This window comes from Streptomyces sp. RLA012 (assembly GCF_056270325.1).
The window spans coordinates 5305828-5328768 of record NZ_JBWDPA010000002.1 but is presented as its reverse complement, the minus strand read 5'-3'; the positions used below and the strand labels follow the sequence as shown (position 1 = coordinate 5328768).

Sequence of the window (22941 nt, the reverse complement as noted above, 5' to 3'; positions counted from 1 at the left end):
CCCGGAGGGCCTACGTTCCGGCCCCTTCCCGAGGCCGCCGCCCCAACAACTCCGCAAGCCCCCGCCGAGTAGCAGCCAACACCACCCGATCCTCCGCCCGAAGCACATACGTGGAAGGAAGATCCCAGACCAACCCGGACGCGGCTCCCCGCTCACCACCGGTGGTCCCCCGCTCACCACCCCCACCAGCTCCCACGGCCGCCCCGGGATCACCACCCCGATCACCACCCCGCCGTCCCCCCGACACCGCCGTGTCCAGCGCGAGCACCCGCCACGCCCCCGCCCGAAACGCCTCCCCCACAGTCCGCCCCTCCAACTGCGGATGCCCGCCCACACCCATGGCCGCGAACAGCAGCACCCGCCGCTCGACCGGAATCGCCCCCAGGATCTGCCGCCCCATCATGGCTCCGGCAAACGCGGGCGCGGCCAGATGCGACACGCTACGACTGCGGGTCAACGCCTGCGGATGCGCGGCCCGCAGGGTCCGGTACACGGCGGTGGCGAAGTCGTCGTCGTACAGCCGCAGCACGACCCGAAGATCGGGCCGCACGCTACGGGCGTACAACGCGGCCTCCAGATTCGTCGTGTCCGCGCTGGTCAGCGCGAGCAGCGCATGCGCCCGATGGATCTTCGCGGCTTCGAGCACACCCTCCTGAGTCACATCCCCCAACACCACCGGCACCCGCAACCGCCGCGCCAGCGCCAGCCCCCGCGCCTCGGGATCCGCCTCGACGCACACCACCGGAATGTTCAGCTCCCGCAGCCGCGCCAGCACTCGCGTACCGATCTTCCCGACCCCGAGCAGCACCACATGCCCGGACAGCCCCCGCGGCGGTTTGCGCAACGCGGACCCGCTCCGGAACGTACCGAGCGCCTCCAGCACGGCGGCGAGCAGTACGGGCAGCAGCAACAGGCCGACGAGCCCGGAGAACAGCTGAAGAACCTGCCGCCCGACGGGCTCCCCGATGGCGGGATTGTTGATGGCGAAGAGATCGAGCAGCGTCAGATAGGTCGCCCGCAGCGGAGGCTCCCCGGTGACGACCATCGACGCGACCGCCAGCCCGACCACACACCCCACCAACCCGGCGAACGACCAGCGCAACCGCCGTGACAGCAACGAGCCGAAGGGCACCACACTGCGCCCGGCGGAGGGCGCGGTCCCGGTGTACGACACGGTCTCCAGGACGATGGTCCCGCGTCCGGTGGCCGCCGCCACCGCCCCTTCGTCGGGCAGCAACCGGGGTCCTTGCGCACCGCTGCTCTCGGAACCGTCGGCCCCGGCGGGGTCGTTGGTCGTGGCGGACAGCAGGGCCAGCGTGCACAGCCCGGGGTCGGCGACCTCCCCGGGCCCCGGCGGCGGCCGTTCCACCGCCCGCAGCATCAACCCGTCCGTCTGTACGACCTTGCTGGTACCGGCGACGGCGGTCGCGGCCAGCGCGGGCGCGGCCGTGTCGGCGTCGGAGAGCACGGTGGTGGACGCATCGAACCCATGGACTCCGGAGCCGCCGCCACCGCCGGCACCGGGTGGCGTGCCGTCTCCGTCGATTCCCGCCATGGCCAACGCCGCGGCCTGGTCGAGGAGTTCCTCGATGTGCTGCCCCAGACGCCGGTTGTAGAGCCGGATGACGAGCCGCAGCCGCGGATTGAGGCGGCGCGCGGTGAGCGCGGCGCGGATGTTGGTCTCGTCGTCGTCATGGACGAGCGCGAGGGCGGTGGCCCGTTCGATGCCCGCTTCGGCGAGCACGGTCTCGGTGAGCTCGGTGGCCTCCAGAACCCGCTCGGATCCCGGGGGTTCGGCCGTCCGGCCGGGCGGTGCCTCCCCGTTGCCCGCGGCCCGGTTCACCGCCGCGGACACCCGGTCGAACAGGGTCGAGGCCCGCGCCGCCCGTCCGACCACGGGCGGCCGTACGCTGCGCTGGGCGGGCGGCACGACGAGGGTCACCCGCTCGCCGTACACACCCCGCAGTTCGGCGGCCAGCCGGTGCGCCAGGGCGTCGTCCCCGGCCACCACCATGTGCGCGGCGTCGGGCGACGGGCTTTGGTACGGAAGGGTCCCCACAAGGGAGAAGAGTGCCGTACCGGGACGGGTGGTTCCACCGGGCCCACCGGGCCCACCGGTCCGCACCGACGGTAGCCGCCGCGCCCCCGCTCTTGGGCTCGTGCCTCATGGGGCTTCACCATGTGGTGAAGAGAAGACCGAGGAGCCGGCCGTCTTCGCTCCGGGCCTCGAACCCCGTCATGCTGATGTCGTAGAAAACCGGGAACGCCAGCATGTTCGCGCCGGTCTCCGGATCGACGACCTCGTCGGTCCAGTTGCCCCTCTTGGAGAGGGCCTGGCCGGACAGCAGTTTCTTCTCCGTCCTGAGCAGGATCTCGTTCTTCTCGTCCCCCCAGTGGGGAAGCGTCGCACGACTCGCACGCTCGCTCCACAGACATGCGTAGTTCTCGAAGACCGGGCCTCTGCTGTCATACCCGCCGTCCCAGCTCGCCGTGGTCAACTGCTCGGGTTCCGCGAGAGGTATGAACAGCGTGGTCACGTAGTGGCGCGGCCCGTTCTCCTCGTCGTCCCACGGAATGCTGCCCGCGTAAACGGGATACGTTCCGTCCGGCACCTCGTGGGCGCGGCCGCCCCCCTCGTTCTCGTATTCGGGGGTCGTCCATCTCACGCTGCCGCCGGCCACCACGAGATCTCCGGCCCGGTCGATCAGCGGGGCCGAGTCGGGCATGTAGTCGAGCTTGATGTCGTCCCAGGCCCGACCGATGAATCCCGGCACGAACGCATCCATATTCACAACCCGACTCCTCCATGTGCGTGGATCATCTCCAACCGGCCTGCACAGTAAGGGAGTTGCGGGAGTTGCGGGAGTCGCGTGTCGTCGGTGCGCGGTCCCCACCGACGAGTCGTACCGGCGTCCACCTCAAGACCGGACGGCAGAGATGTTGCGCGAAGTCTTGACGCGCCCCGCCCCGTTGCGTAGATATGACTGCGCAGTCATGACAGCGCAGTCATACATCGGACCGGAACCGGGGTTCGGCTGCCGAAGATCGGGAGACACCATGACACCAGCGGCAGGACGCGGCGCAGGGGCCGCGCCACGCAGTGTGGATGTGGCGCGCCTGGCGGGTGTGTCGCAGAAGACGGTGTCCCGGGTCATGAACGACGAGCCGTACGTCTCCGACGACGTGCGCCGTCGCGTCCTGGCGGCGGCCGAGGAACTCGGCTACCGCTCGAACAACGCGGCCCGCGCGCTGGCCTCCGGACGCACCCGGTCCATCGGTGTGGTGACGCTCGGCACGGCTCTGTACGGCCCGGCCTCGCTGCTCATGGGCGTCGAGCGTGCCGCGCGGGACACCGGCTACGCACTCCGTGTGGTCAACACCATGGAGGGCGAGACGGCGGGCATCGCCGGGGCCGTGGACTCGCTCCTGGACCAGGGCGTGGACGGCATCATCATCTCCGAGCCGATCGACGAGGAGGGCGGCGCGGATCTCTCCGCACGGGTCGACGTGCCGGTCCTCGTCCTCGGGGCGCCGCCGCCCTTCGCCGCCCCCCACGTGGTGACGGCCGGGATCGTCTCCAGCCAGATGGCGCGAGCGGCCACCGAGCACCTGCTGGAGCTGGGCCACACCACCGTCCACCACCTGGCGGGTCCACAGCGTTGGTACTCGGCCCGGGACCGTTTCGAAGGCTGGCGCGCGGCGCTCGCCGCGCACGGCCGGGCGGAACCGCCGGTCGTCGAGGGCGACTGGTCGGCCGCCTCCGGCTACGCGGCCGGCCGTGAACTCGTCGCCGACCCGGGCGTGACCGCGGTGTTCGCCGCCAACGACGACATGGCCATCGGCCTGATCCGCGCGCTGACGGAAGCCGGGCGGCGGGTGCCGGAGGACGTCAGCGTGGTCGGCTTCGACGACATCCCGGTCGCCGCCTATGTGACCCCGCCGCTGACCACGGTGCGTCAGCCGTTCGATGCCATGGCGCAGGACGGCCTGAAGCTGCTCGTACACGCCATCGAGAACCCGCAGGCGCACCCGCTGCCGATGGCCGACCCACCGGTCGAACTCGTCGTCCGCTCCTCGTCCGCACCCCCGCCGCCCCGCAAGGCCCCGGGCCGTACACAGGCCGCACGCTCCCCCCGTCCCTGAGTCCCGCTCACCCACGGAGGTCCGCCCACACCAGAGCCATCCACCGCTTCCGGCGTCGTCTCAACCCGGTTCGTCTCAACCCGGTTCGTCTCAACCCGTTTCAGCTCAACCCGTTTCAGCTCAGCTCAGTTCATTTCGGCTCGGCTCAGTTCCCCAGCAGCACCCACAGCCGCTCTCCGGGCCTCGATCAGGCCCCGCACCGGCCGCCGTTCCCGCTCGCGCCCTCCCCGGCGTGACCCCTCAGTACACGTACACATACGCACATACGTACACGTACATGTACACGTACACAACACGGACGACGCGCGTGGGCCAGAGCCCGCGAGGGCGCCTCCCCGACATGACCAGGGCCCGCGAGGGCCCCTGACATGACAGGCCCGCCCTCCCTGCCCCGCCCGTCACGCCGCGCACAGTGCCGTACACCACCCGAATTCAGCTTCAGCACGCCGTCGCCGGTGTGCCGGTCCCCTACACCCTTCTGCGGGAGTTCACCATGTCCGGACCCTTCTCCTCCCCGTCACCCCTGAGCCGTCGTGGCTTCCTCGCCGCCACCGGCGCGCTGTCGCTGGCCGCCACACTGTCCGCCTGTGGCGGCGACGGCGGCGGCAGCAGCGGTTCCTCCTCCAAGCCGGTCGGCCAGGCCGACATCGACAAGGCCATGAAGACCCCGACCCAGCTGACGTTCTGGACCTGGGTCCCGAACGTCGACAAGGAGGTCGCGCTCTTCGAGAAGAAGTACCCGGCCGTCAAGGTCAAGGTCGTCAACGCCGGTCAGGGCACGCCCCAGTACACCAAGCTCCGCACCGCGCTGAAGGCCGGAAGCGGCGCGCCCGACATGGTGCAGATCGAGTACCAGGCCATCCCGACCTTCACCATCACCGACAGCCTGCTGGACCTGCGGCCCTACGGCGCCTCCACGCTCAAGTCCACGTTCGTGGACTGGACCTGGGGGCAGGTCAGCGGCAGCGGCGGCGAGGTCTGGGCGATCCCGCAGGACACCGGCCCGATGGGCATGCTCTACCGCAAGGACATCTTCGACCAGCACGGCATCGAAGTCCCCAAGACCTGGGACGAGTTCGCCGCCGCGGCCCGCAAGCTCCACAAGGCGGATCCGGACGTCTACCTCACCAACCTCGCCGCCAACCAGGTCGCCGCCTGGCACGGTCTGCTCTGGCAGGCGGGCGCCAAGCCGTACGTGACCTCCGGCAAGAGCGACATCACCGTCAGTGTCGACGACGCGGTCTCGAAGAAGCTCGGCGAGTACTGGGGCGCCCTCGCCAAGGAGGGCGTGATCGGCGTCGAGCCGGACTTCACCGACGGCTGGTACGCCGCCCTCAACAAGGGCAAGTACGCCACCTGGCTCACCGGGGCCTGGGGTCCGGCCTTCCTCTCCGGTTCCGCCAAGGCCACCGCGGGCAAGTGGCGGGCGGCCCCGCTGCCGCAGTGGGACGCCGCCAAGCCCAGCGCGGGCAACTGGGGCGGCTCGACCACCGCGGTGATCCGCTCCACCAAGAACCCGGTCGCGGCCGCGATGTTCGCGCAGTTCCTCAACAGCGACCCCGTCGGCGCCAAGATGTTCGCCACGGAGCAGTTCTTCTTCCCGGCGACCAAGACCCTGCTCGCCGACGAGAGTTTCCTCGGGGACACCCCCGCCTTCTACGGCGGCCAGAAGGTCAACCAGGTCTTCGCGGACATCAGCACCCAGGTCAACCCCTCCTTCCAGTGGCCGCCGTTCCTCGACCGGGTGGCCACGGACTGGACCGAGACCGTCGGCAAGTCCCTCGCCGACAAGTCCGACACCGTCCGCGCGCTCGGCGCCTGGCAGTCGCGCATCACGACCTTCGCCAAGGGCCAGGGCTTCACGGTCAAGGGAGGCTGACGATGGCCACCACCGCAACGGCCGCCCGCACAGCGTCCGCCCGCACGAAGTCCCCAGCCCGTCGCCGGCACGGCACGGCAGGCGCCCTGTTCATCGCCCCGTTCATGGTGCTGTTCCTGCTGCTCTTCCTCGCCCCGCTCGGCTACGCCGCCTACCTGAGCCTGTTCCAGGAGAAGCTCATCGGCGGCTCGTCGTTCGTCGGCCTGGACAACTACCTGACGGCCCTGAAGGACCCGCTCCTCCTCAAGGGCATCGGCCGCGTCGCGCTGTTCTTCCTGATCCAGGTCCCCGTGATGCTGCTCCTTGCCCTGGTCTTCGCACTCGCGCTGGACAGCGGTCTGCTGCGGCTGTCCCGGGTGATCCGGCTCGGCATCTTCATCCCGTACGCCGTCCCGAGCGTGATCGCCACCCTCATGTGGGGCTACCTCTACGGTCCCGACTTCGGCCCCTTCGCCCAGATCAGCCGGCACCTCGGCCTACCGGCCCCGCACTTCCTCAGCGGCGGCTGGATGCTCGGCAGCCTCGCGAACATCGTGACCTGGGAGTTCGTCGGCTACAACATGATCATTCTGTACGCCGCCCTGCGCACCATCCCGCACGAGCTCTACGAGGCGGCCGCCGTGGACGGCGCCGGGGCCTGGCGGATCGCCTGGTCCATCAAACTCCCCGCGCTGCGCCCGGCGTTGACCCTCACCCTGCTGTTCTCGGTGATCGGCAGCTTCCAGCTGTTCAACGAACCGAACCTGCTGATGAAGGTCGCCCCGGACGTCATCGACAGCTCCTACACCGCCAACCTCTACGCCTACTCCGTCGCCTTCATCAGCCAGCAGACCAACTACGCGGCCACGGTGTCCTTCATCCTCGGGCTGGTCATCGTGATCGTGTCGTACGCCTTCCTGCTCACCGCGAACCGCAGGAGGACCGCATGACCACCGTGACGTCCACAGCCGCCGCCACCCCGGAGGCGAAGCGGCTTCCGGCCGAGGCCCGGACACGGCGCCGGTCTTCGTCGACCCACCGCCGCAGCACCCCGCTCACGATCGCCATGCTGGCCGTCCTGGCGTACTTCCTGCTGCCCCTGTTCTGGCTGCTGATCGCCTCGACCAAGAGCACCCAGGACCTGTTCAACAGCTTCGGCCTCTGGTTCTCGCACGCCCCGCAACTGCTGTCGAACATCAAGGCCACCTTCACCCAGGACGACGGCGTCTACGGGCGCTGGCTGCTCAACACGGTCCTGTACGCCGGGGCGAGCGCGCTCGGCGCCGCGCTGCTCGCGGCGGCGGCCGGATACGGGTTCGCCAAGTACCGCTTCCGCGGCCACGGCGCCGCCTTCAACCTCGTACTCGGCGCGATCATGATCCCCACCACCGCGCTGGCGATCCCCACCTACCTCCTCTTCGCCAAGGCGGGCCTGGTCAACACCCCCTGGGCCGTCATCCTGCCCTCCCTCATCAGCCCCTTCGGCCTCTACCTCATGCGCATCTACGCCGAGGACGCCGTCCCCGACAGCCTCATCGAGGCCGCCCGCATGGACGGCGCCGGGGAGTTCCGGATCTTCTGCACGATCGCGCTGCGGCTGCTGGCCCCCGGCCTGGTGACCGTCATCCTGTTCACGCTCGTCGCCACCTGGAACAACTACTTCCTGCCGCTGATCATGCTCAACGACCCGGACCTGTACCCGATCACGGTCGGACTGTCCCGCTGGGCCGACCAGGCCCAGAACGGCGGCGCCGGAGCCAGCAGCGACATGCTCGCCCTCGTCGTGACCGGCTCCCTGATCTCGATCATCCCGCTCGTCCTGGCCTTCCTCCTGCTCCAGCGGTACTGGCAGAGCGGCCTGGCCACCGGCGGCGTCAAGCAGTAACCCCCCAACGCCCCCCAACACCCCCAATACCCCCCAACATCCCCCAACACCCCTTGCGCTCCGGAGGTTTGTCCATGGCGGACCTGCCCGCCCGCGTTCTGTTCGGCGCTGCCTACTACCACGAGTACCACCCCGCCTACGGCCCCGACGTACGACCTGACGAGCAGCTCAAGACCGACCTCGACCTGATGGCCGACGCACACTTCACCGTCATCCGGGTCGGCGAATCGGTCTGGTCCACCTGGGAACCCGAGAACGGCCGCTTCGAACTCGACTGGCTCCAGCCGGTGTTGGACGGCGCCCACGAACGCGGCATCTCCGTCGTCCTCGGCACCCCGACCTATGCCGTGCCGCCGTGGCTCGCCCGCCAGTATCCGGAGATCACCGGCGAGCGGCGCACCGGTGAGCGCATCGGCTGGGGCGCCCGGCAGGAGGTCGACTTCACGCACCCTGCCTTCCGTTTCCACGCCGAGCGGATCATCCGGAAGGTCGTCGCCCGGTACGCCGACCACCCGGCCGTCATCGGCTTCCAGGTCGACAACGAACCGGGCCTGGAACTCTTCCACAACCACGGCGTCTTCCAGCGCTTCACCGACCACCTGCGCGCCAAGTACGGCGACGTCGAGACCCTCAACCGCGAATGGGGCCTCGTGTACTGGTCCCACCGGCTGTCCACCTGGGCCGACCTGTGGACGCCGGACGGCAACGCACAGCCCCAGTACGACGTCGCCTGGCGGGAGTTCCAGGCCCGCGAGTGCACCGAGTTCATCGGCTGGCAGGCCGACCTCGTCCGCGAGTACGCCCGCCCCGAACAGTTCGTCACCACCTGCATCTCCTACACCCGCCCGGCCGTCGAGGACGACGAGCTCACCGACCGCCTCGACATCGCCACCGGCAACCCGTACTACGCCATGCAGGACGGTCTGCTGCTGCCCGACCCCACCCCGGACGAGTACGAGCAGAGGTGGAAGACCACCGGCGTCTGGTCGCTGTACCAGACCGCCGACTGGATGTTCTCCTCCCGGCAGGAGCCGTTCCTGGTCACCGAGACCAACGCGTCCTCCATCGGTTTCGCGTGGGACAACCGCCCCGCCTACGACGGCCAGTGGCGCCAGGCCGCCTGGGCTCTCGTCGGCCGCGGCGCCCGCATGATCGAGTACTGGCAGTGGCAGACCCTGCGCTTCGGCGCGGAGACCTACTGGGGCGGAGTCCTGCCGCACAGCGGCCGACCGGGCCGTACGTACGCCGAACTGGCCCGGCTGGGGGAGGAGTTCGAGGCCGTGGGGCCGCTCGTCGCCGGGCTCGAACCGGACGCCGACATCACGATCGTCTACTCCACCCCCAGCAAGTGGCTGATGCAGAAGCATCCGCCTCTCGCGACCCCCGACGGAGACCCGGACCCGGCCGCCTACCACCGCATCCTCGACCCCTTCTACCGCGGCGCCTTCGACGCCGGACGGCAGGTCCGCATCGTCCACGCCCGCCAACTGCACGACCCGCGCGGCGAGCGGGAGGACCTGACACCGCGGGAGGCGGTCCGCCGCCACCCGGTCCTCGTCGTCCCGGCGCTGTACCTCGCCGCCGACACGACCCTCGACTGGCTCGCGGCCTACGCTCACGCCGGCGGCCACCTGGTCCTCGGCCCGCGCACCGGTTACGCCGACCACGAGGCACGGGCCCGGCACGAACCGGCTCCGGCCCGCCTGGTCGACGCCGCGGGCGTGTCGTACGACGAGTTCAGCAACCTGACGGGTGACATTCCGGTCCGCGCGGTGCCCGGGAGCCCGCTGACCCTCCCGGAGAGCGCCACGGCGACGGGCTGGGCCGACGGCCTGGCCGTCACCGACGCCGACGTCCTCGTCGCCTACGACCACCCGCACTTCGGCCGCTGGCCCGCCGTCACCACCCGCCGCCACGGAGAGGGCCGCGTCACGTACGTCGGCACCGTGCCCGGCCGTGACCTGGCCCGCACCCTGGCCGAGTGGCTGGCGCCGGCCGCCCGCGGCGGCTGGGGCGACCTGCCGGAGTCCGTCACGGCGACGACCGGCACGGCGCCCGACGGACGCCGTGTGCACTTGGTCCACAACTGGAGCTGGGAGCCCGCCCGCGTGGAGGCGCCGGCCGACCTCTCCGACGCCCTGAACGGCACGTCCCTGCCGGCCGGCACCGTGCTGGACCTCGGCCCGTGGGACGTACGCGTACTCGTCTCTCCGAAGGAGGAGCCGTGCACCGAAGAACAGTGAAGGCGCTGGGTACGTTCGTCGCGGCATCCGCGATGCCGGCGCTCCCCATGGCCGGCGCGCGGGCGTACAACCCGACGGGCGGGATCCTCTACCAGCTCGGCAGCGAAGCCTGCCTGAAGGGGCGGGGCAACTGCGCGATCTACCCGAAGTCGGCGCAGCTGCCGAGCGGACGTCTGGTCGCGTCGTTCGAGAAGTCCACGGTCGTGCCGGCGACCGGCAGCGCCGACAGGCAGACACTCCCGGTGTACAAGAGCGACGACCGCGGAACGACATGGCAGCCGCTGTCCGAGGTCAAGGCTCCCGCGTACCTCTCCGGCGCCCCCCAGTACGCGAAGTACACGAGCAACTGGACGAACCCGTACCTCTACACGCTTCCGCAGGACCTCGGGAACCTGAAACAGGGCACGCTGCTCCTCGCGAGTGTCGTGTCGGGCGACGACGCCTACTACAAGGAACACAAGGCCGCCGGCCCGAACTGGACGCCGTCCAACGACGGAGACCGCAATGACGTGGCGATCGCCCTGTACTCCAGCACCGACGAAGGCGTGACGTGGAACGTCGTCAACGTCGTCGCGACGGGCGGCTGGTCTACAACGTGGCCGGCAGCGGCAACGTCTGGGTCAACGAGAGCGGACGCAGCGACGGCGTGTGGAAGGAGTACCAGACGACGCTGGGGGCCGGCTACAGCCGAAACCTGCAGTACGTGGCGGGCACCGGCCGTATCTCGATCCTCCGCAACCAGGGCACATCGACGCTTGCCTTCGCCGAGGTCGACCTGGGCCACACGGACGGCACCTACTACCGACTGGTGAACCGCAAGACCGGCCAGGTGATCGGCACCGGCAACAAGACCAACGACGCGAACATCGGCAACGGGGACGTTCCCGACGTCGTCCTGGAGGTGTCCGGCTCCGCGGCGAACCCGGACACCCAGTACTGGCACGTGGTGACCGAGCCGAGACCTGCGCCGCGGACGGCCGACCGTTGGAAGAGGCGTACGGGAAACTGCTCGGCGGCCGCTCCCCGGAGGAGTTCTGGACGGCGGTCGAGGAACGGCCGGCTGCCGGGCCGACGCGGATCGCGACCGCTCTGCTCGAACACGCGGCGGCCGGGGGACGGTTGGAGGGCGGTACGGCCAAGTGCCCGAGCATGTCCGTCTACTGTCCCGTCGCCGGTCGGCGGGTGCCGCTCTGGACGCTTTCCCTGTACGACACCCCCGCGAAGGGGGAACTCGCCCGCAGCTTCGGATCGATCACCCATCACCTCGGCCTCGATGGTGCTGATCACGCGGTAAATCGAGGTCGGAACTGGCGATAATAATTCGGTTTCAATTCCCTATGCCTGCCGAATTGTGGCTGAGATCGGCTCAATGAGTGGCTTTCTCAGACCGCCCCGGCGTGCTCCGGCAACGTTCTGAACCACCCTTGTATCCCTTGGACGTTAGTCGAGGCGATGGAAGGCTGGAGACGATGTTTGGGCGAAGGAAATTCCTTGCGGCCGGTGCCATGGGGGCTGCGGCCATGCTTCCACGGGGTGTTCTGGGAACGCGGTCGTACGCGGCGACGGCTCACCCGCCGGCAGGGTGTGAGGACCCCGCGGGGACGCCGAACACCCCTCCGCTGGAGAAGTTCGTCGACCCGCTGCCCAGTCCGCTGACAGCCGTCTCGGATCCTTCCGTCCATCCGGGCGCCGACTACTACGAGGTCACGATGCGCCAGGGCTCCTGGCGCTTCCACCGGGATCTCGGGCCGTCACCCGTGTGGGGTTACTGGGCCACGAACCCGCACGATCCCCGCAAGCCGATCGGCATGGGTTATCTCGGGCCGACCTTCAGCGTGACCAGGGACCACCCGACGGTCGTCAAGTGGCGCAACGAGTTGCCGACCACCCACATGTTCCAGGCCGTGATCGACATGATTCGCAACGGGAACCCCCTCGTCGCCCCGGTCCCTCCGCCTCCCTACAAGGCCGTCAAGCAGTTCCCCGATGACATCAACGTGTGGAACGTCGTACACCAGCACGGCGGTTACACAGCACCACAGTCCGACGGCCTGCCGATGCAGGCGTTCAGCCCGAAGGGCTTCCATGCCGAGGGCTACACCACCCTGGACCCGAGCCGGGTCAAACCCAACGAAGCGATCTACGGCTACACCAACCACGACCATGCGTGCATGCTCTGGTATCACGATCACGCCATGGGGATGAGCGCTCTCAACGTCTATGCCGGCCTTGCCGGTCTCTACCTCATTCGTGACCCCGCCGACGAGCGGCTCGGACTGCCGCGAGGCGAGTTCGAGGTCCCCCTCATCCTGCAGGACCGGACCTTCCACAAGGACGGCTCGCTCGCCTACACCATGGTCGACAGGGAAGGCGAGGACACCCCGGTCGTCAACGGGAAGGCATACCCTTTCCTGGCCGTCGAGCCGCGACGGTACCGGCTGCGCATTCTCAACGCTTCGAACGAGCGTTTCTGGCGGCTGAGGTTCGAGGTTCCCAGAGACGTACTGCCCCAGCCCCAACTGCCGTTCTGGCTGATCGGTACGGACGGCGGCTTCCGTGCTCCGTTGCACATGCTCGATTTCCTGATCAGTCCAGCCGAGCGGTACGACCTGATCGTCGACTTCAGCCGGATTCCCATGGGCACGAACGTCACATTGACGAACTACCCGGGAACGCAGGTCCACTTCCCCGGCATCCCCGGCTGCGGACCGGAAATCGCAGACATCATGCAATTCCGGGTCACCAAGCCACTGTCCGGAGGTGGGGACAGGACGACGCCGCCCGAGAAACTCAAGCTGCAGGCGGTCGCACCCATCGAGCCGAAACCGCACACCCGTCGGCGGGAATGGGTCGTGTACCAGCACGAGCTCTTCAGGACCATGACGTTCAACGCGACGCCGTACATGGAGCCGTCCCAGGACTTCATCAAGGAGGGCTCGACCGAGATCTGGGAGTACATCAATCCCAACCACGACGCCCACCCGATGCATGTCCACCTCGTCAACTTCCAGGTGCTGAACAGGCAGCCGATCGACGCGGCCCGCTACCAGACGGACTACGACAAGTGGATCTACGGTGGCCGCAAACCAAAAGACCACCCGGTGTTGGCCAACTACTTCACCGGCCCACCGATTCCGCCGGACCCGGACGAAACGCTGTCCTACAAGGACACGGTCAAGGCCCCTGCGCAGATGGTGACCAGAATCATCATTCAGGAATTCGTCCCGCCGACGGATGAGATCGCGTCGATTCCGAACAGCGGCGCCGAGCTCCCGGCGACGTACATCCACCACTGCCACCTCCTCGAACACGAAGACGACGACCTGATGCGCCCCTGGACGATTGTCCCGGCCGACGACTGAACCGCGCGGTGAGCGGACTCCCCGCTGTACGCCTACATCGTGGTGTATCTGCTCACCGGTGGCTGTCCTCGGCGGACGCGGCCACTGCCCGGCCGCACCATCGACGCACTCAGGATTCAGCGGGAGCGTCAGGGACAGGTGCGGCTTGCGGCAGAGCTTCGTGTCGGTCCTGTCGGACAGGGGGATCCCGCTTGAGGAGATCTCCCGGCTGGTCTCGGGTGGTGTGGAAGGGCTTCGCCTCGACGACACAGGGCAGGAAGGCGCCGAAGGTCTGTCATGCCCCCAGCGATCTCCACGCCGGGGGCATGACACACGTCACGACCCGGCTAGAAAATGCCCCTGTAGCTCTGCCAGCCGGCGGCGATCTTCACACGCGTGCTGGTCCGGTCCGCGGCGGGCAGGACGATCTCGTCCTCGCCGACGGCCTGCGCCGTCCCGGCCGGCACGGCGGCCAGGGCACCTGCGGCCAGGGCAAAGGCCACGGCCATGGCCGCGCCCCCTCGGCCGAGCAGACGACGTCATACGATCTTGTAGCCCCGCACGGAACCCCCCGGTCCGTCGACCCCGACAGCTGCTACCCCAACAGCTGCGAATGACCTGTGCATGCCTTGTGCGGCGGGAGCGTATCAGTGTGCGACGCGCAGGTCTGGCGGTGACTGCCCCGGCCTCGCCCGAGGCGCCGTGGTGTCACCTGTCCCGGCAGGCCCCGGTTGAGAGTTCCAAGATCTTCTCCCAGTTTTTCATGAGGGCCCACACAACGGATCAGAGGCCGGCAGTAAATTCACGCGAAGTCACCCGGGCGTCGCGATCCGCGGTGAGGAATAGAGGAACTGGTCCTTGCCCAGGGGTTGTTCCTCGACCTGGCCACGCCACAGGAGTACGCCGTGGCGCCGCTCCCAGAAGAACACGTACACGCCCTTGACGATCCGCTCTGGCACGAGGAAGACCGCCCAACCGATGGCCCAGGGACCCCAGAGCAGGCCGAAAACCAGGGACGGCAGTCCGACGACGACAACGAAGACTCCGTGGAAGCTGCGGCGCAGGGACTCACGCGGGGCGGGGAGTATCGCCTCGGGGTCGGTCAGGGGGACTGCGCTCTCGAAATCGCGCTTCTCACCGCCCAGCCAGCTCAACCGGGTCGAAGCCGCCAGCAGGCCGAAGAGCGCGCTGAGCCCTGCAAAGTACAGCAAGAGATCCACCTTGGCGCTGTCGACCTGCTGCGGCAGCCCGCGCACGCCGAAGACCACAGGCGCGGTGACGGCCATGGCGACCCCCGCCTCGACGACGGTTATCAATTGATGGTGAACGTAGCGCACCACGGCTTTCCCCCTCCGCACGCGCCCGCCCGGGACGGACGCAGCACTCACTATGCACACCGTGCGCGCCTCGGCAAGCCGCCCGCCCCCTCGGCCCGATACCGATGCGCGCCGTTGGCTGCCCGTTCGCTCGGCATTGGCGGAACCGTGACGTCAACGTCAGGCTCTGGGTCACCCGGGTGACTTCCGGGCCTCGCGACGAACGCCGGCCCATTTCCCCGGCAGAGCAGCGGTCACGTGCCGACCACCGGACAACTGGCCTGCCGAGGAAGGGACATCGGGGTCCTGGATCCGGCGAACGCCAGCCGTAACCCGCCGCCCCCCTGGACAACCTGTGCGACGCCGTTCCGGCCGCCTTGCTATCCGGCCGTGCCTCCGACGACATCGACCTGCTCATCGCCCGCACCAAAGCGTTGGACACCGACGGGGTCGCCACCTGGGAAATACCCGCGGAACCGGCCGCCGTCGCCCAGGCCCGAAAGGACGCCACTGCCCAACTGGCGGCTTGGGGACCGGACGACGCCGGCTTCGTCACCGAACTGGTCGTCAGCGAACTCGTCACCAACGCCATCCGATACGCAGAACCCCCCATACATCTGCGTCTGATCCACGACCGAAACCTCATCTGCGAAGTCTCCGACGCCGGCGGAACCGCCCCCCACATGCGCCGCGCCCGCACCTTCGACGAAGGAGGCCGCGGCCACCTTCGACGAAGGAGGCCGCGGCCACCTTCGACGAAGGAGGCCGCGGCCTGCTCCTCGGCGCCCAGCTCACAGCCGCCTGGGGCACCCGCCAAACCGCCGAGGGCAAAACCATCTGGGCGGAACAGACCCTCCCGGCGGGCCCTCTGGCCGGCTTCACGATGCTTGATACCGAATGACGGTGCAGCGTGCCACCGTATGGCCCTGCCGAAGGCAACCTCGCCAGGGGGCGTCACGGATGGGCCACCCGCAGCAGCATGGGCTTCGACTACGTCCACTCCGCCGTCGAGGACCACAGCCGCCTCGCCTACAGCGAGATCCACCCCGACGAGAAGGCCGCCACCTGCGCCGCCTTCCTCCAACGGGCCGCAGCGTTCTTCGCAGCGTCGGGCATCGACCGCATCGAGCGGGTCCTGACCGACAACGCCTGGCCCTACCGCAAGAGCTTCGCCTGGCGGCAGGCCCTGGCCGACCTCGGCGCGACCGGCAGGCTCACCCGCATCTACCGGCCGTAGACAGGCGGCAAGGTCGAACGCTTCAACCGCACCCTGCTCGACGAATGGGCCTACCAGCGGCCCTGCACCAGCAACACCGAACACGCCGCAGCCCTGGCACACTTCCTGCACACCTACAACCACCACCGCTGCCACACCGCACTCGGCGGACAGCCACCCATCACCCGTGTCAGCAACGCTGCGGGTCAATACACCTGGCGCTTGCAGTCGTGCGAGATAGTTCTGTGCTGCGGGTTCGCCGGCGTAACGGCGCCTCATCTCGGTAGCAAGTTCACGGCCAGGCATGATCAGGTACGGAACGGACTGACGGTCGCCTTCCAAGGCGCGCTCTCCCATGGTGAGCGCCTGCTCCAAGTCGCCCTCACGTGCCGCCGTGCCTCCGAGCGTGATCCGCGCTTTCGCGTGGCGCATCGGTGAGCCGGTCCAGCGCGGGCACGCCGGACAGGACCTGTGTGCGTGGATCGCGGCGCGGGTCGACTCACGGGTGTCCGAGTGAGGCAACCCCCCGTCCCGGGACAGCAGGACCCGATCATTGGGTCAGGCCGGAGTGACGACCTCCAGGATCCAACTGTCCGCGGTAACGGTATGAATCTTCCCCCGAAGAGCCCGGCTATACGCACCCTGCTGCCGGCGATCGGACCCGACCCAGGGCATGACAGGTCGGGGGATGTGTCGGGAGTGTCCTCGTCCAGATCGGGGTCGCGGTCCCGGGCAATCTTCTCCCCCGTGACGGCGTCGAAGAGGGTGACCATCGCGGGAAGCGACCATCAGTGTCCGTAAGCCCTCGCCTGAAAGGATCCGGCCGGTGCCGAACAGGACGGGTTGTGGAATCCATGACGGAAGAGGAGTCGCGCCAGAGGCAGCGGGCGCGCTTCGAAAGACTGGCGCACGTGGTGGTGGAACCGTTGCACCGGTATCTGCTGCGACGGACGAGCGCCGACATGGTCGACGACATCCTGGCGGAGGCGATGCTGGTGCTGTGGCGCCGTATTGACGACGTCCCCGGCCTGGAGTCGGCGCCAGGTTCCCTGCCCGACCCCGATGACGTGCTGCCGTGGTGCTACGGGGTGGCGCGGGGCTGCCTGGCGAATGCCCGCCGTGCCGACGGGCGCCGGCTCCGGCTGGTGGAGCGGTTGATCCGGACGCAGGAGCAGCAGCCGGCCGGGGTCGCCGACCACAGCGATCTGCACGCCGCGCTCGCCGCCCTCGGGGCGCTGGACCGTGAGGTGGTGCGGCTGTGGGCGTGGGAGGGGCTGGCGCCCCGGCAGATCGCGGAGGCGACCGGGCTGACGTCCAACGCGGTGAGCATCCGGCTGCACCGGGCGAAGAAGAAACTCGCCGAACAGTTGGGGCGAAAGCATGACGAACCGTCCGGACACAAGAGGGATGAAGGAAGGAGCGGTCAGTGAATGACGACGAGTTGCTGGCCCGGCTGAAGTCCGCGGACCCGGCGCTGACCCCACATGCTCCGCTGCCCGACATCGACCGACTTGTGGAGGACACCTTGACCACCGACACCGCGCTCCAGACAGGCAATACGGTCCCCGCGAAGACCACCGCGCGACGGAGCCGCCGTCAGCTCCTCGGACTCGCGGCGGCTGCCGGTCTGCTTCTGCTCGGCGGCGGCATCGCCGGAGGAGTCATGGCGAACAACGACAACGGGCACTCGGCCTCGACCGGCCCACTGACACTCACCACCCACAGCGGCTTCGGCAGCCAGAAGTGTGTGACACCCAGCCCCGACACCCTGCGTGGGTACCCGACCCTCTTCGTGGGAACGGTCACCTCCATCAAGGGTTCCACGGTCATCTTCCGCGTCGACTACTGGTTGAAGGGCGGCGACACGGAGACGGTCGTGCTCGACAGCGACGCGAGCCGGCCGGAGGCGCTGACGTTCTCGGAAGGTGAGCGCTACATCGTGGCCGCCGAGAACGGCGTCGTCCCCGTGTGCGGTGCGAACGGGGCCTCGGACGAGATCGTCGACGAGTTCCGCCAGGCATTCGGGAAGTAACGGAAACCAGCTGCACGGACGATCCGAGCCCACCGACGGCCGCGGTGGGCTCGGGCCGGTTCGGGAAGGCAGCGCTTCTGTTGTGATGACCGTGTTCGCGCCGCGATGATCCTCAACGAACTCGAAACGGCTCACCAGTTGGTCTCGCCGGCGAAGTGCTTCGCGGCCCTCCGCAGGATCTCCCGCTCCGTCTCCAGCCCCCTGATCCGGTCCCCTGAGCTGCCTGTTCTCCTCTTTCAGCACATTGTCGGAGACTACAGCGGCGTGCCACCCGCGGACTCGCGCAGCGTGTCGGGACGTGTGGAGTGGGCCACCGACGAAGTGATGCGCACATACGAACCGTTGACCGTCGGCGCTGTCCTGGGACCCGAAACACACTGGCCACATGTCTTCGCCGTGACGGAGGCTCTGGCAGGCCGCTTCGATGATGACGGCGTCCGCCTGGTCGTGGCGTTCGACTGACCGCACGGAGCCCCTCGTCTCGCACAACGCAGTGGCGCTGTCGGTCCCCCTCGCGAGTCGCCCGTTCCCCATCTCCAGGCAGCCACCTGATTCGACCCACGCGTCGGCCCACACCTCGGCCAACCTTCTCGGGCAGGCCATCGGGAGCATGGACGGTGTCTGTGAACGCGGCTTGATGACTCACGTCGAGGCGTGCTCACAGACTCTTTCACCTGTCACGGTCCACGACTCCTCCGGACCGGGTCCGGTTCTGATCGTCCATGGCCTGCTACGCCTGGAAGGCCGCGACCTGGTCCGGCACCGAGAAGTCTGAAGCACAGTCCGGACACGTCGTGCGGCCAAACAGATGGGTCAGATGCTCTGCGGCCGCTGTCTGCCCTCCGCTGACGGCCATACCGTGCAGCCGAGACGCCAACGGCGGCAGGTCCGCAGGAGCCGCCGGATGGACCCCGGCGAGTATTGGTCCCTCGCGGCCGACTCGCCGAAAGCGCGCATGTGGGTCCCGACGGCGAGTACCTGGGGGCTCGTGGGAGAGGTCGATCTCCAAGCTCAGCGAGCAGGAGGGGCACACCACGGGGTGCGCCTCGCGGCGCAAGCTGTGCCTCCACACGGGGACTCCCTCGAAAGCCAAGAGATGCTCCAGCCAATACAGAAAGTCGTCTTCATCCCCCTCGAAGGGCCTTGCCGTCGGGTGGTCCAGGGTCAGCTGGTGCAGCTCGTTGATCACAGCCGGGCAGCGCGCCTGGACATAACCCGGCTCGTGAAGCTGCCGCTCGCCGACGACGACACGACCGGCCAACGCCAAGGCCTGCCAGCGATTGCCCGGTTTGCGACCGGTGGCGATGTCCGCCAGAAGGGGCAGAGTGGCAAAGCTGGCGGTGTACACCGATCCTTGGTGGTAGAGAGAAGACCACAGCTCCTCCCAAGCCACGTCAGCCAGTTCGGGGTCACCGACCTCGTCAAAGAGCCGTGGTAGGTCGGATGCGGATCCATAGGCGTGCTTCAGACGGGACCAGTCCATAGGCATGCTCGCAATCATCCCAGCGACATCCGACCGGCACCCCGTGCCTTACCAATCCCAACGAGATCGTGTTACGAGCTCCTCGGGACGACCATCACGTCGCTGCCTGAGCGCCGGCTACATCCCGAGTTTGCGCAGGCCGCCGTACCCGTGCACTCACTCTTCCGCAGCCTTCATCGTCGACGACATACTGAGGGTGTGCCAACGCGGCTTGATGACTCACGTCATGCGTTCGCGCTTGAACGGCGCCACGAACGTCCGGGCGCGCAGCGCCGGTTCGGCGATCTCCCGCGGATATGCCTGATACACAGTGATCGTTGAATCGGTGTGGGCCGCTCGCACGACGCGACCGTGCTCCGCGTCCGTCACCGACCGCGTGCCTCGGACGCCCACGTGCTCGCCTTGTGGATCTCCGGCCCCTCGGCGTGTGCGGCACCGGCCGTGTACAGCAGCCACAGCAGGTCGAGGGATCCGAAGAAGGATTCCCCCCAACTGTCCACCCAGACGCGAACCTGCTGCGGGCCGACCGGGACGACGTCCCAGAACTCCCAGCCCCGAGAATCCTCGTCCGGGTCGAACCGGTAGATCCAGTTCTGCAGGGACCAGGGATTTCCACCACTTCGGTTCATGTACGCGGTGCGGCCGCCCCGGGCGAATTCCTGGTGCGTCTCACCGTCCCGGGCGCTGATCGCCGAGAACCAGTCCGGGAATTCGTCGGCCGGCAGGTCCTCGTCGTCGAACTCCGCCGTGCAGGCCAGATGGAGCGCGGCCGAGAGGACATGACGTACCCGCTGCGCGTACGCCGCGGGGGAGCCCTCGGCGACATCGACGGTGAAGGCGGCCAGAACCGGCGGAGCCGACTCGGCAGGGGGACGCTGCCGTATGCGATCCAGTTCGGCGGCGACGCTCTCCTCGCTGTGGATCATTGTTCGATCCTATCCTTCCTCCACGATGCGTCCGGAGTTGCGGATGATCTCGTCGCGCAAGCCGGGGAAGAGCTTGTTCGGAATTCCGTAGAGGTCCGGGCCCTTGGTCGGATCGGAGATTTCCGGGTATTCCTTGAGCAGTTCCTTCCATTCCTTGCGGGTGAAGGCGTCGCCGTCCGGATGGTCGTCCTTGTTCTGCGGCAGAGCGGACTCCCGGATCGAGTCCCGGTATTCCCTGGAGATGAGACCCTGTGGAACGGCTCAGGGCCCGTTTCCCGCGAAGGGAAACCGGCCCTGACCTGGTGTTTCAGCTGTCGGGGTGGCAGGATTTGAACCCACGACCTCTTCGTCCCGAATGGGGTTCGGGCAAGATCCCCACCAGGCCAGATGTTATCCGTGCTGGTCAGGGGCTTGGGGTGGGTTGGTCTCGGATGGCCTTGGTGGGCCTGCGATAGAAGATCATCTCCCAGATTTCTCCCAACCCCGGGCGTTCTCGGAGTGCGGTGGCGTTCTTGGGTGCCATTGCGTGAGCAAGTTTGCATGCGGCTGTGGCGCTCGGACTCCCTGCTGGGCGGTCCGCAGTTCAGTCTCTGAACAGGCTGGCGTCCCCTTCGGGCGCGAGCTGCTGCAGTGCCGATCTGAAGGCCGTTGGCCGGCATGTCAGGCTTCGGGTGCCGTGAGGTGTCGCCGGGCTGCGGCCCAGACCTCTTCGAAGTCCTGGAGGGTCAGCGGCTCCTCGACGTGCCCTTCCCAATCGGTGACGGGCGACTCCGCAGTGAAGCCGTACCGGGCGTCGTCGTCCTCGGCCGACGCGGCCACGATGGGTCGCAGCGCAGGCCCTTCGAGTTCGACCTGACGGCTCACCCATCCGTCGTCACCGACCTCGAAGTAGAACCAGGTGTCTTCCTCGTCCCAGTAGCTGCGGAACCATCGCGTCACCGGCTCATCCTGGCCCACTGCTTTCGTCCTCCGATACCTCAATGGTCAATCGAACCAGACGACGAGCCGTACGTTCTCCGGGCCGTGCAGCCGACCCAGTGTTCGCATCACCTCCCAGACCGGTCCCCAGTGGGTGGCGTCTCCCGCGACTGCGTGACGGCTGTGTGCACCGGAGCTGTCGGTCTCGTCCCAGTTGGCAGCGGCCAGTTCGGCCCCGGTGATCCAGGTGGTGCCATGGGCGTACTCGGGTCCGAGGCATGCGATGAAGGCGGCGCGCACCCCGTCGGAGACGTCCTCCGGCAGGCCGCGATCTTCTGCCAGCGGCTGGAACCCGAAGGAGTTGCGCACCCCGAAGAGGCAGGCGAGTGCGTCGTAGGCATTGCCGGTGTTGAGGAGGAACAGGTCGATGGCGGCCGTCCAGACGGCGTCCTCGTCGTCCTCGCCCCAGAGCCGGGCTCCTGGCCTGCACTCGATCATTCCGCTCATGTCGGTGGACATGCTCGGATTCTGGCGGGCAGAGGTGGGGCCTGTCGTCCGGTTTCACAACGGCCCCTCCCCACAGGGGAGATAGGTGGGACCGAGGGGCCTTGGACCACACTGCGGTCCGCTCAATGAGAGGTGTGCAAGCTGAAGTTGCTGGTCACGGGGCTGGTGTGCGTGGGCATCGGGATGCTCGTGCTGGTCGCCGGCAGGTGACTTTGGTGAAGATCGTCGGTCATCGGGCGACTTCGCGGTTCGTGAGGACCAGCAGGGCCCGGACCAGGGCGGTCGCCCAGGAGGGGTCGGTGCGTACCTTGCCGAGGATGCGCCAGTTCTTGAGGTGGGCGAAGCCGTGCTCGACGGGTGCCCGGACGGCCGCCAGTGCCGTGTTGGACAGCTTCTGGCCTCGGGTCAGGGGCCGGTTCCGGGCGGCCTTGTAGCCGGTGATCACCGCCGGGTCGGCGTCGGGGCCGCCGTCGTCGAGGCCGACGAATCCCAGGTCGGCGATGGCGCCGAGCCCGGCTTCCCGCAGTTTCTGGGTGAGCTTGTCGTGCCGGCAGGCGGTGATCTCCGAGGTGCGCCCGGGGCGGGCCGCCGAGATCCACAGCAGTCGGCCCCGGTCGTCAGTGAGGGCGATCACGAGCAGGCCGTGGCATTTGTTCTTGCCGGAGTAGTTCTTCCGGTTTTCCTTCCCGGTTCTGCGCCGGGTGCGGATCACCGATCCGTCCAGCAGTACGATGCCGCCGCCCATTCGGGTGATCTTCTTCAGGGCCCGGTCCAGGCGTGGGGCGCGGGCGGCGAGCAGGCCGACGACCTCCCTCACCCATCGGGTCACGGTGGTGCGGTGTACTCCGTTGCCGCCGGCCAGGTCGCCGGGCCGCTGGTCACAGCGCAGCACTGCCAGCACGATGGTGGCGATCTTCCCGGCGGGCAGGACGCGCCACCGCGAGCCGATCTTCTTGAGGTGGCCGCGTATCAGGTCGGCGAGATGGTTCAGGGTGGCGCTCGACAGCGGCAGGCGGGCGGTGTAGACAAGGCCGTCAGGGCCCTCGACGGAACTGTTGTTTTTCGTCACACAA

At 68.3% G+C, this 22941-nt stretch carries 20 protein-coding genes and 3 pseudogenes; 13 read left to right on the top strand and 10 right to left on the bottom strand.

What is annotated here, in order from left to right; all coding sequences use genetic code 11:
• Positions 1-10: 10 nt before the first annotated feature.
• Positions 11-2014 (bottom strand): NAD-binding protein, encoded by a 2004-nt coding sequence (locus tag RV986_RS24325; protein ID WP_475924405.1) that lies wholly within the window; start codon positions 2012-2014, stop codon positions 11-13.
• Between the two features lie 160 nt (positions 2015-2174).
• Entirely contained in the window at positions 2175-2792 is a 618-nt protein-coding gene (locus RV986_RS24320) for a hypothetical protein (RefSeq protein ID WP_475919422.1), read from the bottom strand.
• Positions 2793-3057: 265 nt separating this feature from the next.
• Between RV986_RS24320 and RV986_RS24315 the strand changes: the two genes are divergently transcribed.
• From RV986_RS24315 to RV986_RS24280, 8 genes and pseudogenes are all read left to right on the top strand, one after another.
• Positions 3058-4143 (top strand): LacI family DNA-binding transcriptional regulator, encoded by a 1086-nt coding sequence (locus tag RV986_RS24315; RefSeq protein WP_475919421.1) that lies wholly within the window; start codon positions 3058-3060, stop codon positions 4141-4143.
• A 493-nt stretch (positions 4144-4636) separates the two neighbouring features.
• Positions 4637-6022 carry an ABC transporter substrate-binding protein gene (locus RV986_RS24310; RefSeq protein ID WP_475924404.1) on the top strand — a complete coding sequence of 462 codons (1386 nt, stop codon included), beginning with the start codon at positions 4637-4639 and terminating at the stop codon, positions 6020-6022.
• 2 nt (positions 6023-6024) lie between these two features.
• Positions 6025-6951, top strand: a complete 927-nt coding sequence (locus RV986_RS24305) for a carbohydrate ABC transporter permease (protein ID WP_475919420.1) — start codon at positions 6025-6027, stop codon at positions 6949-6951.
• Positions 6948-7886, top strand: a complete 939-nt coding sequence (locus RV986_RS24300; protein WP_475919419.1) for a carbohydrate ABC transporter permease — start codon at positions 6948-6950, stop codon at positions 7884-7886. Before RV986_RS24305 ends, RV986_RS24300 begins: the two co-directional genes overlap by 4 nt.
• Before the next feature lie 74 nt (positions 7887-7960).
• A complete protein-coding gene (locus tag RV986_RS24295) occupies positions 7961-10129 on the top strand; it encodes a beta-galactosidase (RefSeq protein WP_475919418.1) in 2169 nt (722 codons plus the stop codon).
• Between the two features lie 32 nt (positions 10130-10161).
• Positions 10162-11141 (top strand): annotated as a pseudogene (locus tag RV986_RS24290) (sialidase family protein); the annotation flags it as partial.
• The gene (locus RV986_RS24285; RefSeq protein ID WP_475924737.1) at positions 11114-11446 is read left to right on the top strand and encodes a hypothetical protein; all 333 of its coding nucleotides are present in this window, start codon (positions 11114-11116) and stop codon (positions 11444-11446) included. The pseudogene RV986_RS24290 and the gene RV986_RS24285, both read left to right, overlap by 28 nt.
• 203 nt (positions 11447-11649) lie before the next feature.
• Positions 11650-13491, top strand: coding sequence for a multicopper oxidase family protein (locus tag RV986_RS24280; protein WP_475919417.1), 1842 nt, complete (start codon positions 11650-11652; stop codon positions 13489-13491).
• A 326-nt stretch (positions 13492-13817) separates the two neighbouring features.
• On the opposite strand, the gene RV986_RS24275 is transcribed toward RV986_RS24280, so the two are convergent.
• Both RV986_RS24275 and RV986_RS24270 read right to left on the bottom strand, forming a co-directional pair.
• Positions 13818-13979, bottom strand: coding sequence for a hypothetical protein (locus tag RV986_RS24275; RefSeq protein WP_475919416.1), 162 nt, complete (start codon positions 13977-13979; stop codon positions 13818-13820).
• A 303-nt stretch (positions 13980-14282) separates the two neighbouring features.
• Positions 14283-14810 carry a hypothetical protein gene (locus RV986_RS24270; RefSeq protein WP_475919415.1) on the bottom strand — a complete coding sequence of 176 codons (528 nt, stop codon included), beginning with the start codon at positions 14808-14810 and terminating at the stop codon, positions 14283-14285.
• A gap of 308 nt (positions 14811-15118) precedes the next feature.
• Between RV986_RS24270 and RV986_RS24265 the strand changes: the two are divergent.
• The 5 genes and pseudogenes from RV986_RS24265 to RV986_RS24245 form a co-directional block, all read left to right on the top strand.
• Positions 15119-15687 (top strand): annotated as a pseudogene (locus RV986_RS24265) (ATP-binding protein); the annotation flags it as partial.
• 78 nt (positions 15688-15765) lie between these two features.
• A pseudogene (locus RV986_RS24260) lies at positions 15766-16215 on the top strand (integrase core domain-containing protein); the annotation flags it as partial.
• A 641-nt stretch (positions 16216-16856) separates the two neighbouring features.
• On the top strand, positions 16857-17432 hold the full coding sequence (locus tag RV986_RS24255) for an RNA polymerase sigma factor (protein ID WP_475924403.1): 576 nt from the start codon (positions 16857-16859) through the stop codon (positions 17430-17432).
• On the top strand, positions 17429-18034 hold the full coding sequence (locus tag RV986_RS24250; RefSeq protein ID WP_475919414.1) for a hypothetical protein: 606 nt from the start codon (positions 17429-17431) through the stop codon (positions 18032-18034). The genes RV986_RS24255 and RV986_RS24250 overlap by 4 nt, the downstream gene beginning before the upstream one ends.
• A gap of 105 nt (positions 18035-18139) precedes the next feature.
• Positions 18140-18496, top strand: a complete 357-nt coding sequence (locus RV986_RS24245; RefSeq protein WP_475919413.1) for a hypothetical protein — start codon at positions 18140-18142, stop codon at positions 18494-18496.
• A 268-nt stretch (positions 18497-18764) separates the two neighbouring features.
• Here RV986_RS24245 and RV986_RS24240 read toward each other — a convergent pair whose 3' ends face one another.
• From RV986_RS24240 to RV986_RS24215, 6 genes are all read right to left on the bottom strand, one after another.
• Entirely contained in the window at positions 18765-19523 is a 759-nt protein-coding gene (locus tag RV986_RS24240) for a hypothetical protein (protein ID WP_475919412.1), read from the bottom strand.
• A 213-nt stretch (positions 19524-19736) separates the two neighbouring features.
• Positions 19737-19859: a DUF4291 family protein gene (locus RV986_RS24235; protein ID WP_475919411.1), complete on the bottom strand. Its 123-nt coding sequence runs from the start codon at positions 19857-19859 to the stop codon at positions 19737-19739.
• Between the two features lie 23 nt (positions 19860-19882).
• The gene (locus RV986_RS24230) at positions 19883-20443 is read right to left on the bottom strand and encodes a hypothetical protein (protein ID WP_475919410.1); all 561 of its coding nucleotides are present in this window, start codon (positions 20441-20443) and stop codon (positions 19883-19885) included.
• Between the two features lie 660 nt (positions 20444-21103).
• The gene (locus RV986_RS24225; protein ID WP_475919409.1) at positions 21104-21382 is read right to left on the bottom strand and encodes a hypothetical protein; all 279 of its coding nucleotides are present in this window, start codon (positions 21380-21382) and stop codon (positions 21104-21106) included.
• Positions 21383-21427: 45 nt separating this feature from the next.
• Positions 21428-21880, bottom strand: a complete 453-nt coding sequence (locus RV986_RS24220; RefSeq protein WP_475919408.1) for a hypothetical protein — start codon at positions 21878-21880, stop codon at positions 21428-21430.
• A 217-nt stretch (positions 21881-22097) separates the two neighbouring features.
• Positions 22098-22937 (bottom strand): transposase family protein, encoded by an 840-nt coding sequence (locus tag RV986_RS24215; RefSeq protein ID WP_475916468.1) that lies wholly within the window; start codon positions 22935-22937, stop codon positions 22098-22100.
• Positions 22938-22941 lie beyond the last annotated feature (4 nt).